Source organism: Pantoea sp. sgz302252, assembly GCF_042610525.1.
Taxonomy (GTDB): domain Bacteria; phylum Pseudomonadota; class Gammaproteobacteria; order Enterobacterales; family Enterobacteriaceae; genus Erwinia.
Genome location: NZ_JBHDVM010000002.1, coordinates 141,328 through 157,263 on the forward strand (window position 1 = coordinate 141,328; position 15,936 = coordinate 157,263).

Annotated in this window: 11 protein-coding genes; 1 reads left to right on the forward strand and 10 read right to left on the reverse strand. The window is 55.6% G+C overall.

Features of this window, described 5'->3' with window-relative positions; translation table 11 throughout:
* Nucleotides 1–3 precede the first annotated feature (3 nt).
* The 10 genes from ACETPC_RS04690 to dacD form a co-directional block, all read right to left on the reverse strand.
* The gene (locus tag ACETPC_RS04690) at nt 4–1,182 is read right to left on the reverse strand and encodes an isochorismate synthase (RefSeq protein WP_380179090.1); all 1,179 of its coding nucleotides are present in this window, start codon (nt 1,180–1,182) and stop codon (nt 4–6) included.
* A 229-nt stretch (nt 1,183–1,411) separates the two neighbouring features.
* Nucleotides 1,412–2,668, reverse strand: a complete 1,257-nt coding sequence (gene entS, locus ACETPC_RS04695; protein WP_380179092.1) for an enterobactin transporter EntS — start codon at nt 2,666–2,668, stop codon at nt 1,412–1,414.
* Nucleotides 2,665–6,591, reverse strand: coding sequence for an enterobactin synthase subunit F (locus ACETPC_RS04700; protein ID WP_380179664.1), 3,927 nt, complete (start codon nt 6,589–6,591; stop codon nt 2,665–2,667). Before ACETPC_RS04700 ends, entS begins: the two co-directional genes overlap by 4 nt.
* Nucleotides 6,592–6,599: 8 nt before the next feature.
* Nucleotides 6,600–6,812 carry an MbtH family protein gene (locus ACETPC_RS04705; RefSeq protein ID WP_380179094.1) on the reverse strand — a complete coding sequence of 71 codons (213 nt, stop codon included), beginning with the start codon at nt 6,810–6,812 and terminating at the stop codon, nt 6,600–6,602.
* Nucleotides 6,799–8,040 (reverse strand): enterochelin esterase, encoded by a 1,242-nt coding sequence (gene fes, locus ACETPC_RS04710; protein ID WP_380179096.1) that lies wholly within the window; start codon nt 8,038–8,040, stop codon nt 6,799–6,801. Before fes ends, ACETPC_RS04705 begins: the two co-directional genes overlap by 14 nt.
* Before the next feature lie 562 nt (nt 8,041–8,602).
* The gene (locus ACETPC_RS04715; RefSeq protein WP_380179098.1) at nt 8,603–9,844 is read right to left on the reverse strand and encodes an MFS transporter; all 1,242 of its coding nucleotides are present in this window, start codon (nt 9,842–9,844) and stop codon (nt 8,603–8,605) included.
* Nucleotides 9,845–9,856: 12 nt separating this feature from the next.
* Nucleotides 9,857–11,314 carry an EmmdR/YeeO family multidrug/toxin efflux MATE transporter gene (locus ACETPC_RS04720; protein ID WP_380179100.1) on the reverse strand — a complete coding sequence of 486 codons (1,458 nt, stop codon included), beginning with the start codon at nt 11,312–11,314 and terminating at the stop codon, nt 9,857–9,859.
* Nucleotides 11,315–11,652: 338 nt separating this feature from the next.
* On the reverse strand, nt 11,653–11,973 hold the full coding sequence (locus ACETPC_RS04725) for a DUF496 family protein (RefSeq protein WP_380179102.1): 321 nt from the start codon (nt 11,971–11,973) through the stop codon (nt 11,653–11,655).
* Nucleotides 11,974–12,114: 141 nt separating this feature from the next.
* A complete protein-coding gene (locus ACETPC_RS04730) occupies nt 12,115–13,173 on the reverse strand; it encodes an FUSC family protein (protein WP_380179104.1) in 1,059 nt (352 codons plus the stop codon).
* A gap of 174 nt (nt 13,174–13,347) precedes the next feature.
* Entirely contained in the window at nt 13,348–14,517 is a 1,170-nt protein-coding gene (gene dacD / locus ACETPC_RS04735) for a serine-type D-Ala-D-Ala carboxypeptidase DacD (RefSeq protein ID WP_380179106.1), read from the reverse strand.
* A 274-nt stretch (nt 14,518–14,791) separates the two neighbouring features.
* On the opposite strand from dacD, the gene ACETPC_RS04740 reads away from it, so the two are divergent.
* Nucleotides 14,792–15,874 carry an acyltransferase family protein gene (locus ACETPC_RS04740; RefSeq protein WP_380179108.1) on the forward strand — a complete coding sequence of 361 codons (1,083 nt, stop codon included), beginning with the start codon at nt 14,792–14,794 and terminating at the stop codon, nt 15,872–15,874.
* Nucleotides 15,875–15,936 lie beyond the last annotated feature (62 nt).

Here is a 15,936-nt window from a genome sequence, read left to right on the forward strand (position 1 = left end):
GCCTTATTGCAGTCCAAATACATGCAGCATGGTGCTGAGCTTAACGCCGGTTTCGCGCCACTCCGATTCTGGCGACGAGGCAGGCACTATGCCTGCGCCAGCGAACAGCCGGATATTTTTACCGGCCAGCGTGCCGCAGCGGATAGTCACTACCCATTCGCCGTTGCCTTCTTCATCGCACCAGCCGACGATGCCGCCGAACAGCTGGCGGTCAAACGGCTCCAGCTTTTCAATCCATTCGCGGGCGGCTACGTGTGGCAAGCCGCTCAGCGCAGGCGTCGGATGCAGCAGGCAGGCCAGCGACAGCGCGGTTTCTTCTGGTGAGGTCGCTTTGCCTTCAATTGCCGTGGCCAGATGCCAGAGTGTGGAGGTGGTAATCAGCTCTGGTTTATCCGGCACCGCCAGATATTTGCTGCGCGGCTTCAGCACGTCATACATGGCGCTGGTCACCAGCCGATGCTCGTAGCGATCTTTCTGTGAGTACATCAGCTGTTCACCAACGGCCAGGTCCCGCGCCTTGTCGCCGTGGTCGCGCCTGGCCGAACCGGCCAGCGGCAGCGAAGAATAGGTTTCGCCTGACTTGCGCAGCAGCAGTTCCGGACTGGCACCCAGCAGCGTGCTGCCATCGGCCAGCGGCACGTGGAAGTGATAGCTGGTAGGGTTAAGCGCTACCAGGCGGTCCATCAGCGCAGCGGCATCGACCGCTTCTTCGGTAGTGATATCGATCAGGCGTGACAGCACTACTTTATCCAGGCCGGGCTGAGCCGTGGCTTCTGCCGCCCGCGCAACCATGTCCATAAAGGCTGGCTGTTCGGGAATTTCCTGTCTTCCGGTAATCACCGGCGTTATGCCCGATTTCGCCTGCTGCGCCGTCTGCAGCAGCTGCTGGCGAGAAACGCTTTCGCAGCGTTCAGGGATAAACAGCGCGGAAGGCTGACGCGTATCGAAAGGAATAGCGCCGACCATCACGGGATGTTTGATGCCTTTCGCTTTTGCTGCTGCAAAAGCGCTGCGCACCTGTTGTTGAAAAGCGCCCTGCAGATTGTCGCCGTCAGCGGCGGGACAGGTGATTTCGGCAAAGCGACCACAGGTGATAAAGCTTTTCCACGGCGAGCCAAAGAAAAAGCTTGCAGATGAGAGAGGAACTGATGTTGTAACGGCATCAGCGCAAAGCGTCTCCATAACGGCCTCCAGCCACAGCGATAAGAAGTATAATAATGATTATCATTTGCATTATTAACGCGTAACTTTAAGTAAATTTTTTGCGATGTCAAGCGCCTTATAGCAGTTTAAAACCCAGCAAAACCGCACGCCGCAGCCCGGCTCAACCTTAGCGCCGTTAATGCATTTTTTTCGGAAATCTTTACCTGCCGTTAAGGAAGATCGCCGCCGCTAAGGGCAGCCCTGTTAATTATTCCGTTGCGCTTTCCATCTGCTGCTCGGGCGCAGGCTGGCGATAACGCCTTAACGAGCCGAAAGCGGCGACGAGTCCCAGGCTGATTACGGCCAGACCCAGCCCGCTACCGCTGGCGGCTGCGGCAGGCAACATCACCGTAGTCAACGCGCCCAGCAGTAGCGCGCCCAGCGAGTCGCCCATCACATTCTGCGCCGTCCACAGGCCGTTGATGCGGCCCAGCATGGCGTCCGGCGTCAGCGTCTGGATTAGCGTATATTGCAGCAGCGCGCTGAGGGCGCTGAGATAACCAAACAGCATCAGGCAAAGTGCGCCCGCCTGCCAGTAAGGCATCAGACCGCACAGCCCTATTGCAACAAAAGCAACAACGCTGGTGAGCAACATAACCAGGCCAGGACGCGGATGCTGTGCCAGATTGCCACTGGTTAGCGCGCCTGCGGCAGCGCCCAGCGGTACGGCCGCATAGAGAAAGCCGATTTGCTGCGCGCTTAAATTCCAGCCCGAGGCGAGCGCCGGATAAAGCACGCGTACTGCCGTTGCCATTGTCAGCAACGCACCTACCAGCGCTACGCCGCCAATAAGCCGGTGGCTGAGCAAGAACTTAAAGCCTTCAATCAGCGCGTGCAGCGGCCTTGCATGCGACTGCGGCGGCGGCGGTAGCTGGGGCAGGCGTAGCAGCGGGATCAGGGTAATAAAAGTGCCTGCCGCCGCCAGCGCGAAGTTCCAGAAAACACCGCCGGAAGCGAGCAGCACGCCTCCCACCATCGGCGAGATCACCGAGCCGAGCCTGACGGTCAGCATGGTGATCGCGCCAGCCTGCATTAGATTCTCTCGACCCACCAGCGCGGGCGTCGCAGCAAGCAGCGCAGTGACGCCAATCGCACCGAAGAAGCCGTCCCAGATACCCAACAGGTAAATTGCCACCAGCGATGGCTGCGGCAGAGCGGCATTCACGCACAGGCCGATAAAGCCCAGCCCGCAGGTCGATCGCGCAAACAGGATCAGCCGCCGGCGCTCGTGGCGATCCGCCAGCACGCCGCCAAGCATTAGTCCGGTAAAAAGCGCGATGCCGGTTAGCGTTACCGCCAGGCTTACCTGCCAGGCAGATCCGGTCAGCGTCTGGATCTGTACCGGTACGCCTACGCCAAGCAGCCCCAGCGCCAGGATAGAAATAAAGCGGGCAATAAATACTGCCCGAAAAGCGGGATGGGTCTTCAGCAAACTAAGGCTGAGCATAAAAGTCTTTTTCTTCATTCTGTTGCCTGATTCAGCAGTTGGTTAAGGCGCGGGCCGATATGGGTAAACGCCTCTGCCGAGATAATATCCACGTGCGCGCAGGCTACCGGCCAGGTTTGCAACTCTTCAAGCCAGGGTGCCCAGGCGGTTTGTGCATCCTGGCCCGGCTTCAGGGTTTCCTGCGCAACGAAAAGCGTGGCTTTGCCAGCGAAGCGACGGCTTTTCGCTGTTGCCAGTAGCCTGACCGCGTCGCCATAGTTGCCTTCGATCATGCCGAAAAGCTGCTGGCTGGCCGAGGTCGCCAGTGATTCACGCAGCGACTGTTGCGCAGCCATAAAGGCTTCGCGCTCGCGATCTATTTCTGCCAGCACTTCGGCATCCAGCTGGTTAGCATTTTGCGACCAGTTTTGCGTCTCCGGCGGCCAGGTATCCAGCAGCCCCAGGAAGGCGACCTTTTCGCCCTGTTCCTGTAAACGCGCGGCAATGGCGTGCGCCAGCGTGCCGCCCAGCGAGTAGCCCATCAGATAGTAAGGGCCATGCGGCTGCTGCTCGCGCAGCGTGGCAAGATGGCGATCGCAAACTTCCTCCAGATTTTCCGCCTGCTGCATTGGCCCGTCCGGCCGCGGCGACTGGATGCCGATAAGCGACCAGCGCGCGTCCAGATAGCGTTGCAGGATACTGAACTGCCAGGCGAAGCCCGAAGCGGGATGGAAACAGAACAGCGTTGGGCCGTGCGAGCGGCGCAGCGGCAGAATAGTTTCCATCCCCGCGCGGCTCGCTTCTTCTTCCGTTTGCGCCTGTGACAGCTCCTGCGCCAGCGCGCCTACGGTGGAAGCGACCATCACCTGCCCTACCGTAACCGGCCTGTTCAGACGTCGACGCAGATCGACCGCCAGCCGCATTGCCAGCAGCGAATGTCCGCCAAGCGCGAAGAAGTCGTCATTGACCGAGCGGATCTCGCATTCCAGCAGGCGGGCAAAGGCTTCGGCCACCTCGGTTTCTATACCTTTCTGCGGTGCACGGCCTTCCGCCGCGACCAGCTGCGGCAACGGTAGTGCCTTGCGATCCAGCTTGCCGTTAGCGCTTAGCGGAAAAGCTTCCAGCTGGATCAGCAGCACCGGCACCATATGCGCGGGCAGCCGTTCGCTAAGCTGTTCACGCAGCGCAGCCGTATCCAGCTCGCCAGAAGCAGCGACTACATAGCCAACCAGTTGCCGCTGATCGCCGCCCGAGCTGGCATTGCCGAGCACGCAGGCATTGGTAACAGCCTGCGCGACATTATCCAGCGCCAGCATAGCCTGGTCGATTTCGCCCAGTTCGATCCTTTGCCCACGGATCTTAAGCTGATCGTCACTGCGACCGAGATACTCGACCGCGCCATTTTCCAGCCAGCGCGCTACGTCGCCAGTGCGGTACATCCTTTCGCCGTTGCCTGCCGGATCGGCAATAAAGCGGCTGGCAGTCAGATCGGCTCGCGCCAGGTAGCCTTGCGCCAGCTGTACGCCGGTAAGATAAAGATCGCCCGCGATCCCTGGCGGCACCGGTTGCATGTTGCCATCAAGGATCCTTAGGCCGGTATTCCATACCGGATAGCCGATCGGCACGCTGGCACCAGTTACTTTTTGCAGCTCCTCGCCGTAGGCTGGATACCAGCTTACGTCCACAGCAGCCTCCGTTGGGCCATAAAGGTTATGCAGCGGCACGGCGGTTTTGTCCTGCCAATGGCGACAGAGATCGGTTGGCAGGGCTTCTCCACTACAGAATACCCGGCGCAGGGTTTTGCACTGGGCCACGGCCTCATCATCCTGTAGTGCGGCAACGAAAGCCGCCAGCATAGAAGGCACAAAGTGAGTAGTAGTGACGCGGTAACGCCTGAACAAAGTCTGGAGCGCCTGCGGGTCACGGTGCGCTTCCGGTGGCGCCATCACCAGCTGCGCGCCAGCGATAAACGGCCAGAAGAATTCCCACACCGAAACGTCAAAACTGCACGGCGTTTTTTGCAGCACCACATCTTCTGCGCTCAGCGGATAGTGGTTTTGCATCCACAACAGACGGTTCACGATTGCCTGCTGGCCAACCATTACGCCTTTTGGCCTGCCGGTAGAGCCAGAGGTATAAATAACATAGGCGGTGTGGTGCGGGCGCGACATCCCTTCTGCAACCGGTTTGTCGGCCAGCGGTAGCGGCTGGTTATAGCAGAAGGTTTGCAGATCTTTTAATTGCGCGAACCGGCTTAGCTGCGCTTCCTCGGCAATCAACAAGCGTGGGTTAGCATCCTCCAGCATCATCAGCAGTCGGTCAGTAGGATAGCCAGTATCCAGCGGCAGCCAGGCAGCGCCCAGCTCAACGATGGCCTGTAGAGAAAGCGACAGCAACACCGAGCGCGGCAACGCCACGGCGACGATATCGCCAGCTTTTACACCGCGTTTTTGCAGCTCTGCCGCCAGGGCTGTTACCTGCTGGCGCATTTCGCGATAGTTAAAACTGTGCAGCTCGTCTGCCAGCGCAGGCGCGTCCGGCGTGCGCTGTGCCTGGTCGATAATCAGGCTGCTCAGCGTAGCCGTTGGCAGGCTTATCGCCGTGGCGTTGATCGCCTGGAGCTGCTTTTTCTCATGCGGATGCAGAAGATCGACCTGCGCACAGTTCGCTGTGGGATCCTGTGCGAACTGGCTAAGCAACAGCGGCAGGCGATCCAGATGTTCGCGCAGCGTCTCCGCCTGATAACGTTCGGCATTAGCCAGTATCTCCAGCGAGACGTTGCCCTGCTCGTCCAGATAAAGCGCTATCTCCAGATCCCGCACTGGCCCGGACGCCAGTTGGTGGGTAACGCCTTCGATACCGGCAAAGTCCAGCCGGTAGTCGAACATTTTCAGGTTAATGACCGGGCCAAACAGCGGCTCGCTTAGCTGACCGATATCGCGCTGGATCTGCTCTGCGTCATAGCGCTGATGGCGGCGTGCCTTTTTCAGCTGCAACTGGAGCATTTCTGCCAGCTGCGGCAAAGTGGCGGCAGGATCGATGCGCACCGCCATCGGCAGCACGTTCAGCACCGGCCCGGTGGCGCTCAGCGCCGCCGATCCCAGCCGCCGCATAAAGATAAAGCCTGCACTGTATTCGGCGCGGCCGCTCAGACGTCCCAGCCAGACAGCAACCAGCGCCAGTGCCAGCTCGGATGCGTTAAGGCCGCTTTGCGCCCGCAGCGCCTGGAAATCTTCACTGTTAAGCTGCAAATGCTGGCGGATTAGGTTGGTTGTGGCGCTTTGCCCGTTTAGCGGCAGCGGCGAGAGGCTTGCAGGCATCGGCAACTGGCTCGCCTGCTCTTTCCAGAAGGCGGCGTCGCGCTGGCGCGTAGCGGATGAGTTATAGCGATCGTACTCTTCTACTACTTCGCTAAAAGGGACGAAAGGCGAAGGTTTTGTCTCGCTGCCGTAGCAAAGCGCCGTATAAATTTCCGCAATGCGACGGGTAATGGCGGTAAAGCTGAAGCCATCCACCACCAGGTGATGAAAGCGTTGGTACCAATACCAGCGGGTTTCGCTCAGTCGAAAGAGAATATGGCGATAAACCGGACTGCCGCTACTGATACGCAGATCCCGATCGAGATCCTGCTGCATGTGCGCCAGCGCCGCAGCCGCAGCATCCGCTTCGTCACGCAGATCGACGCAGTCCGGTGCGGTAAATACGGCGGCGCTGTCTACCCACTGCATCGGCACGCCATCCTGTTCGGTAAAGCGCATCCGCAGCGTATCTGCTTCCTGCATGCCGTGTACAACAGCCTGGCACAGCAACTGTTCGTTCAGCTCGCCATTCAGCTCGACATAGTGCGCCACGCTCCAGGCGTTGACCTGCAGGGAAAGCTGTTCCGCCATCCAGATACCGGGCTGCGCCGCCACCAGCGGCATCAGCTGCTGCGTTACTTTGTTCATCAGGGCCTCGCTCATTTCGCCTCTCACTGTTCTTCTCCCGCTGCAAAGTTGCCGGGAGTCAGGGTTTGCCAGCGTTCTGCCAGCCACTCGTTGCAGGCCGCCTGCGCTGCCGGGCCAAAGACCTGCTGCCAGCCTGCAGGCTGAGCGCAGTGGGCGGGCCAGAGGCTATAGCCCTGACGATTTTGCAAAATAAAAAACGGGCCCTGCGGGCGATCGAAAGGATTACTCTGTTCCATCAATAACTCCGGATAGTGCGCGGACGGGCTGCCACAGCGTGACCAGCCCGTTAATCAGGCCACCTCGCCAGCACAGGGCATCGTGGCCGCCGTCAAACAGGCGGTAGTGCAATGATTGAGCATTTTGCAGCAGCGGATAGATGTGCTGGTTGGCATGAAGCACTACAGGTTCGCGCAGGCCTGCCTCCAGATAGATACTCAGCGGACTGGCGTCAAGCTCTCCCTGCTTTAGCTGCTGCGCCAGCCGCCCTTCTTCCCCGGTTCTCTGCCGGTGCGGCCACCAGAAGGAGCCAGACTGGCTCAGCGCACAGCCAAACCGCTGCGGCCAGTGCAGCGCGGCGTAAAGGGCGGAAAGGCCGCCAAAGCTTTGCCCGGCGATAACTGTCGTGGCAGGATCGTCGCGCCAGAGCGTCTGCTCAGACAGCATCGGCATCAGCTCTTCCTGTACCGCCAGCCAAAACTCGGCGTTACAGGTAAGTTCTTCGCTGCGATGCTGCGTGTCGATCACGTCCGGCAGCAGATAGACCGCTGGCGGCAGATGTCCCCGATCGGTTTCCGCCTGTAGCGCAGACCAGATCGGCATCTGTTCCGCCCAGAACTGGCCATCCAGCAGAATAGCCAGCGGACGCCGTTCCGGCTCGCTTTCGCCAGTGGTGAACAGCCAAACCCGACGCTGGTTGCCCAGCCTTTTGCTTTGCCATGTCAGGCAGCGCGGTGCGGTGAAAGCGGCTTTATCTGACCAGCCCGGTTGCGCCGGTGCCTGCGGCAAATGAAGGGCGGAAACGGGATGGCCGCGTCCGCCTCGCCAGCTGGTTAAAGGATTGAGCGGATCCGCAATTGCCTGCGGCAGCAGTTTGCGCCAGCCTTCGCGCAGCGCCATGCGATCGGGCGGATTTTGCAGCGCGGCGGCGGAAAAGTCATTTTCATTGCGGGAGGGAATAAAGCAGTAGCTACCCCGCCAGCCCGCATTAAGGCGGATTTGCCATTGCCAGATATCGGTGCCGCTGATGCGCTGCAGGCTTTGCGGCGCGCGCTGCTGATGATGATCGGTGACGCCGGTGATATAGATCCATACCCGCCTTATCGGCGAAGTTAGCTCTGTACCCGTAGGGTCGCGCCAGTAAAAGGTGACGGTGCTGATATCGCCTTCCGTCACGACCGAAGGAGAGCCCAGCTCCGGCTGCTGTCGCCAGGCCGTCTGCGCGTCGCTTTCCCAACCGCCAGTCATATCATAACCTTATGTTATTAATGCTAAAAAAGTTTCGGGACTATCTGAGCCTGATTTTATTGATAATAGTTTTCATTTGCAATAAGAAAAAACACGGAATTTATGCGGGACGCAGGTTAACCGGGATTAACTTAACCCCCAGAAATAATGAGGAAAAAAGAGGTTTTGCCAGGCGGACGAAGGGGGGGAAATATGTGTCGGAAGACACCGAAAAGCGCTCTACAACTCACTTAAAAAAGCGCCAATATTTAATAGAAAGCGCCGCTACTTATTAGTGGCGCTTGAGACTGCTGACAAAGTTAAAAAAGCTCGGGCTGGCCTCTGTTTTTTGCAGCAATGCAGCAGCTTAATAGCGGCAGAGGCTGAGCGGATAAGCGGACCGTTTTCGCGCATGGACGCGCGAAACGAGCCCCCATGGACGGGTCTACGGCGTGTCCGTGTTCCGATCTGCCTCTGCTGCTCTTTCACAGATTTAAACGCGACCTGGGGTTTGTCATCAACCTCAAGCGCCGCTACTTATTAGCAGCGCTTGCAAGAGTAAAGCAGAATCTACGCCTCAGTTTTAACCAGAAGTTGTCGGCTCATGCAACCGCTGGCGTTGGCGCAGGCTTGGGAACCAGGCCATCCATAGCCCCACCACTATCAGCGTACCTATGCCGCCCAGCGCCGCTGCGGGTGCCGCACCCAGCCAGGCCGCCAGCATGCCTGACTCGAACTCGCCAAGCTGGTTAGAGGTATTGATAAAAATGGAGTTTACGGCGCTGACTCGCCCGCGCATTTCGTCCGGCGTATCCAACTGTACCAGCGAGCCACGGATCACCATGCTGACCATGTCAAACCCGCCCAGCGCGAATAGCGCCAGCAGCGATAGCCATAACTCTTTCGACAGCGCAAACACCAGCGTCGCTACGCCAAAGCCCGCTACGGAAGCAAACATGATTTTACCGACATTGCGTTCCAGCGAACGGCTGCTGAGCCAGAAGCCTACCAGCAGGCCGCCGACGGCTGGCGCGCCGCGCAGCAGCCCCAGCCCCCACGGGCCGGTATGCAGGATATCTTTGGCGAAAATGGGCAGCAGCGCCGTAGCGCCGCCCAGCAACACCGCGAACAGATCCAGAGAAATAACGCCCAGTACGTCCGGCCGGTTGCGGATAAACTTCACCCCGGCGAAAACGCTGGCGAAAGTGGCAGGTGTTCGCGGCGGCGGCGCATGATCGTAGCGCAGACGGCTGACCATGATAACCGAGATAAGATAAAGCACGCCGGTAGTGATATAGACCGCCTGCGGCCCGGCCACATATAAAAAGCCACCGAGCGCCGGGCCAAGCATAGAGGCCGTTTGCATAGATGCGCCGTTGGCTGCCGTCGCCCGCGCCAGAATAGAGGGCGGCACCAGCGCAGGCAGCATTGACTGTAGGGAAGGCGCCTCCAGCGTTTTGGCAATGGAGAGTACAAAAATCAGCGCCAAAATCACCAGCTCGTTGGTCTGGTGCATCAGCGTCAGCACCGCCAGCGCGGCTATCGCCAGTAGTTCGGTGAACTGCCCCAGCAGCACTACTCTTCTGCGGTCGAACTGATCGGCCACGTGCCCGGCCGGTAGCGCCAGCACCAGCGCAGGCAGAAACTGCGCCAGCCCGATCAAGCCGAGATCGAAAGCGCGGCCGGTGATGGCATAAATCTGCCAGCCGACCGCAATAGAGAGCATTTGAAAACCGAAGCTGGAGCTGGTGCGCGCCAGCCAGAAAGCAACAAAAGAGCGGTGATGAAACAGCGATTCTTTCTCACCGGCGGTGGGCGATTGCATGGCGATTCCTGATTATTTTTTTGACAGCGCCAGGTCCTGAGCGGCCGACGCCTCCTGCGGCCGGTATTTCCACAGCCAGCGGCCGCTGGTCATGCGGCGCCAGAAGAAGATACCACGGACAATCCAGTCCAGAAACATACCCAGCCAGATCCCTACCACGCCAAAGCCCAGCATTATGCCCAATCCGTAGCCCGCCACGATACGGCATCCCCACATACCCAGCAGCGATACCCACATGGTAAACCTGGCATCGCGTGCGCCTTTAAGCCCGGCTGGCAATACCCATGATGCGGCCCAGAACGGCATAAAGAGCGCATTCAGCCAGATCAGTATTTTTACTACGTGGATAACGTCTTCATCCCGCGTATAAAACGAGGCCAGAATACCGGCGAAAGGTACCGTCAACGCCGCCAGCGCGCAGAGCCCGATAGTAGAGAGCCAGAATATATGCCGTAACTGTCTTTCCGGCTGCAAAAGCTGCCCTTTTCCAAGGCGCGTGCCGACGATGATAGTGGAAGCTGACCCCAGCGAGTTGCCTGGCAGGTTGATTATGGAGGCGATAGAGAAAGCAATGAAGTTTCCGGCAATGACGTCCGTTCCCATGCCGGCGACGAAGACCTGCGTCAGTAGCTTGCCGCCATTAAACAGCACGGATTCGATGCTGGCCGGCACGCCGATGCCTAACACTTCCATCAAAATATTGGTATTGAGCTTGCTGAAGTAGCTTTTTAGCGTGATTTTCAGCCGCGGATTGAAGCCGATAGCCAGCACGTAAATCACCGCCGCCGCGCCAATATAGCGGGCGATGGTCAGACCCAGCCCCGCGCCGACGAACCCCATGCCTTTCCAGGAGAAACAGCCATAGATCAGAACGGTGCTGAAAATAATATTCAGGATGTTCATGCCGCCGTTAATCAGCATCGGAATTTTGGTGTTGCCCGCGCCCCTGAGCGCGCCGCAGCCGATCAATGCGATAGCGGCGGCTGGATAGCTCCAGGCGGTGATATTGAGATAGACCTGCGCCAGTTCTTTTACCTGCGGCTCCGCGTTACCGGCAATCAGATCGATAATCCATTCGCCATAGAACTCGATGCCCAGCGCCAGCAGCACGGCGAAGATGGTCATGATCACCAGCGACTGGCGAGCCGCTGCTTCCGCCCTTTCCCGGTTTAGCTTGCCGAGGCTAAAAGCCACCACCACAGTGGTACCCAGATCGATAGCGGCAAAAAAGGCGATGATCACCATATTGAAGCTGTCGGCCAGGCCAACACCCGCCATCGCCTCTTTGCCCAGCCAGCTGACCAGGAAGGTGCTGAGCACGCCCATCAGCAGGACGCACAGGTTCTCGAAGAAGATCGGCACCGCCAGCGGCGTGATTTCCCGCCAGAACAGCACGCGATAAGTACGCCTTTTCGGATACCAGGGCGTGCGCCTGATGGCCTGTAACGGAGAAACGCGGAATATTTGCAAGATGCTGCCTGCCAGAAATGAAAAAGACACTACTGATGATGGTAAAAGCCTGACTGATATGCAAAGTCTTTTTCTTTAATAAAAGCGATTTTCCGGTGGGCTACGGTAATAAGGCTACGCCATAAAAAAGGCGATCCGCAGATCGCCCGAGGTTGATGACAAAGTATGCCGGTGCCGGCTCAGGAGGGCCTGTGTCTTCCGCAAAGACGCAAAAAGCGCCTTCCATGGCGGCTGCCGTCCATGGCCCGTAATGCTTTGCTCCAGCCACAGGCCCTCCATCGCTTCACGTTTGTCAGCAGTTTGAAGCGATCCGAAGATCGCCCCTTTCTTCCCGCAGCTTACTGCGGTTTTTGTTCGCCCAGCGCTTTAAGTCTTTTGGACAGCTCGCGACGCTCTTTCGACAGATCGGCGTTTTTGATGATGTAATCATCGACGCGGTCTTCATAGTCGCTGCGCATGCTGCTGATGATTTCCTGAATCGCTTCGACGCTCATGCCGGGCTTGATATATTCGCTGAGGTTATCGAGCAGCAGCACGCGTTTCTGGTTATCGCGGATTTTCTTTTCGATATCGTGGATTTCACGCTGCAGCTTGTTCTTACGACGGAACATCCGCACAAACTCCAGTACGTCCTGAAAGGATTGCTTTGCATTTTCCATGGAAACACACCTTCTGTTCAGGCCTGCTCACGCAGGCATTATTATCATTAGCGCCCGGCTTAGCGCAGCCGAGGACGAGAGCCAAACTGAGGTTATCTTAGCGCGAACCGGCGCTTTTCGCAGTAAGTTGTTATTAATCGCTTATTTACGCAGCACCAGCCGCATCAAATCCGACAGCCTTTCCAGCTGCGCGGCCATTTCCAGGCTTAGCCACACGTAGCCGTGGATCGGCGTTTCTACCAGTTCATCGCTGTTGGACTCTTTTATTAACTGGCGCAGCTCACGCGTGATTTCTGCCAGCTCGCCGCTATTGGCGGTGATTTGCTCGGTGCTGCCTTCAACTATCGCCTTTGACAGCGCGCGCAGCGTGTTTTCCGTCATCTGCTGGGTTCTTTTCAGCGTGGGCGCGTTCAGCATAATCAGATGGCTCTCGCGCGAGGACCACCATGCATTAAGCTGTAGCTCCAGCGTGCAAACCATATTGCGATTCAACGTTTGTATGCCTTCAAATACCGAACGCGGTATCCGCGTTTCTTTACTTGAAGGGTCAATCAGCGAGCGCATTTTAACCACGCCGGTCAACAACCGCTGTAGGGGACGCGTCAGGCGGGGTTTCTCCACCAGATTAGGCGAGAATCCGGCGTGATAAATTTTCGCGGTTTCCAGCAGCGAATCGGAAAGCTTAATGCGCCAGTGGGTATAGGCTTTTTGCGGATAGATGCTGGTAAAAAGCAGCGCCAGAATCGAGCCCAAAATAACATCGCCGCCGCGCCACAGCGCCATGGTCATATCGCCCGGCGCGCCGCCGCAGATAACCGCCAGCGTAATACCGATCAGTAGCGCCATATAGGGATGTTTACCGAGCGTCAGAAAGCCGCACAGAAACATCACCAGCATGCACCAGGCAAGCATAACCGGCAGCGACCAGAGTTCCAGCCTGAGCGCGATAAGTCCCGATACCGAGCCAAATATCGTTCCGCCGATTCTCTGGATCGCCCGGGGAAATACGTTGCCCCAGGAAGAGATCGGCCCCATGACTACCACCAATGTAATCAGCGGCCAGCTTCCTTCCGGGATAGAAAAGAGGCGGATAAGCAAAAAGGTCAGGACGAATGCCAGCGCGATGCGAATGCCGTGCACCGTGCGGTAGTTACGATAAAGGGTAAATTCAAAGGCCGATAGCGGCTTGTCGGGACGCACAACTTTCTCCGGGCGGCTAATAATTGCCCGGCATCATACCTTGTCAGACGCGGCTTGGCCCGTTTTTTTGCGTATTACCGTCTCAGTATTAAGCCGTGGTTAATCTGTTAACAACGGCTCAACAAATTTTTGTCAGGCCAGGAAGCGGCGACCCTGGCGGATCGCCGTGACAGCTTACAGTTTGCGCTTAATGTAGTCGGTAATACGGGTAATCACGCCCGCTTTTTCTACCGGCTTGAGTGTGACCAGCGGATAAGAAGCCAGTTCTTTATCGCCATCCACCAGCTGGATAGTGCCAACCTGCTCATGCAGCTTCAGCGGCGCTTCCAGATCCTTGCGCTCGATAACGTATTTCGCCTTGATTTTTTTCACGTCTTCACGAGGCAGAGAGAGATAAACATCTTTATCGCTGCCGACGGAAACCTGATGCGGATTGCCGTACCAGACGTTTTCGTGGCCGATCTCTTTACCGGCGTGGAAAAGCTGAATGGTATCGAAATTGTTCTGGCCCCAGATCAGCAGCTTGCGTGCCTGCTCTTCACGCCCTTTCGAACTTTTACCGCCCATTATCACGGCAATCAGGCGGCGCTGGCCGTCTACGCTGGAAGCAATAATGTTAAAGCCAGCGCTTTCGGTATGGCCGGTTTTCAGTCCGTCGACATGCAGGGTTTTATCCCATAACAATCCGTTACGATTCTGCTGGGTGATGCCGTTCCAGGTCAGCGATTTTTCGCTGTACATCTGATAGAAATCTGGCTCGCCAGAGATAATGGCGCGAGAAAGCTTGGCCAGATCGCCAGCGGTAGTATATTGACCCGGCGCGTCCAGACCATGCACCGTTTCGAAATGGGTGTTTTTTAGGCCAAGCTTAACCACATACTGGTTCATCTGATCGACAAAAGCCGACTGGCTGCCCGCCACATAATCCGCCAGCGCCACGCAGGCATCATTACCGGAATCGATAATTACGCCGCGGCTCAAATCGCGCACGGAAACCTTCTCGCCAGGCTTAAGGAACATTAGCGAAGAGCCTTTGAATACAGGATTTCCTGCGGCCCAGGCGTCTTTACCAACGGTGACCATATCGTCACGGCTGATACGCTTCGCATCAATAGCGCGATCGACAACATAGCCGGTCATCAGCTTGGTCAGGCTGGCCGGGTTGCGACGTTCATCGGCATTGCCCTGCGTCAGCACCTGACCGGTCGTAGCATCCATCAGCACCCAGGAAGCGGCGTCTATGGCGGGCGGAGTCAGGGGAAAAGCTAAGGGGCTATCTTCAGCATGAGCCACGGCCACCACGGCCAGAACCAGGCTGATACTTGCAAGCTGACGCTTCTTCAAGGGTAAATCCTCAATCTTCAACGGTGAAAAAAACCCGTCTGTTGTACGGGATTTTGTGGCGGAAAGCGTTGAAAAATTGCAAGAAAGTATTAAAATCAGGCAATAGCAATTGTCGACCCGCCCTCGACTGAATTTGCTCAGGTAAATAAAGCAAAATGATAAAAAGGCTGACTTTTGTAGAAAGCTTATAGAGAAACCTATTACCTGCTTTTTACTTGCAAGCATAAAATACTAAATTTATAATCCCAAGATAACTCTTAATCAGGCCATATTCATGACTGCTAAAACTGTGTCTGCAATATTAAAACGTGATAGTAATAACTTCGATCTTATGCGCATGCTTGCAGCGATACTTGTAATCTGGAGTCATGCTTATGCTATTAATAACCCTGAAAAACTCATAGAACCTGTTTCTGCAATTACAGGCACTGAAACTGGAGGAAGCATTGCAGTAAATATTTTCTTTTTTATTAGTGGGTTACTGGTTACTAATAGTTTACTCACTAAATCAAAAACAGTTGATTTCCTGTCTGCGCGATTTTTTAGAATTGTACCCGGACTGGCAGTTTTAACTATTGTATCCGCTTCTGTGATAGGGCCGTTGGTATCATCGCTATCTCTATCAGAATATTTTACAGATCCTTCCTGGTATAAATATATAACCAACAATCTACTTATGAGCACACAATTTAATTTACCGGGCGTGTTTGAGCACAATAGCTATCCCGGCAGTGTAAACGGCTCATTATGGACTATTAAATATGAAGTTATAAGCTATAGCATTCTTTTCGGATTTTTTTTACTAAAACTAACAAAAAACAAAATAGTAAGCACCATATTATGCTTAATAGTGATTGTTTCCCCTATCGCACCTTATATTCAGAATTATCTACCCATTTATAAAAATTTTTATATAACTATATTATTTTCTTGTTTTGCTTTTGGCGCTCTGTTTGCAGTGCATAAAGAAAATATCCGTGTATCCTTTTTCCTGCCTGCTTTATTTCTTATCCTTCATTTAATTTTCAGGGGTAAATTCGTATTCATTTCAAATGCTTTTATATCATTATTTTTTTGTACGTTTGCGCTTTGGTTTTCAACCCTAAAATTTATTGTAAAAATTAATATTAAATACGATATTTCTTATGGAATATATTTATGGGGTTTCCTGATTCAGCAACTTATCTCTTACTTTCTTAATTTAAATATCTATCAATCTCAAGTTTTAGCAATAGTTATGGCAATGTTTTTTGGCTATTTTTCATCCCGATATATTGAAATGCCTGCAATGAGCATTCATAAAAAAATGATGCAGCATCGCTGGTTAAGCAGCTCTGAGTTCAAAAAAACAGCATAATGTGGCCATACCTGCAGTTTGGTTGACAAAAACCAACCAAACTGGAAAAAACATTTTTCCCG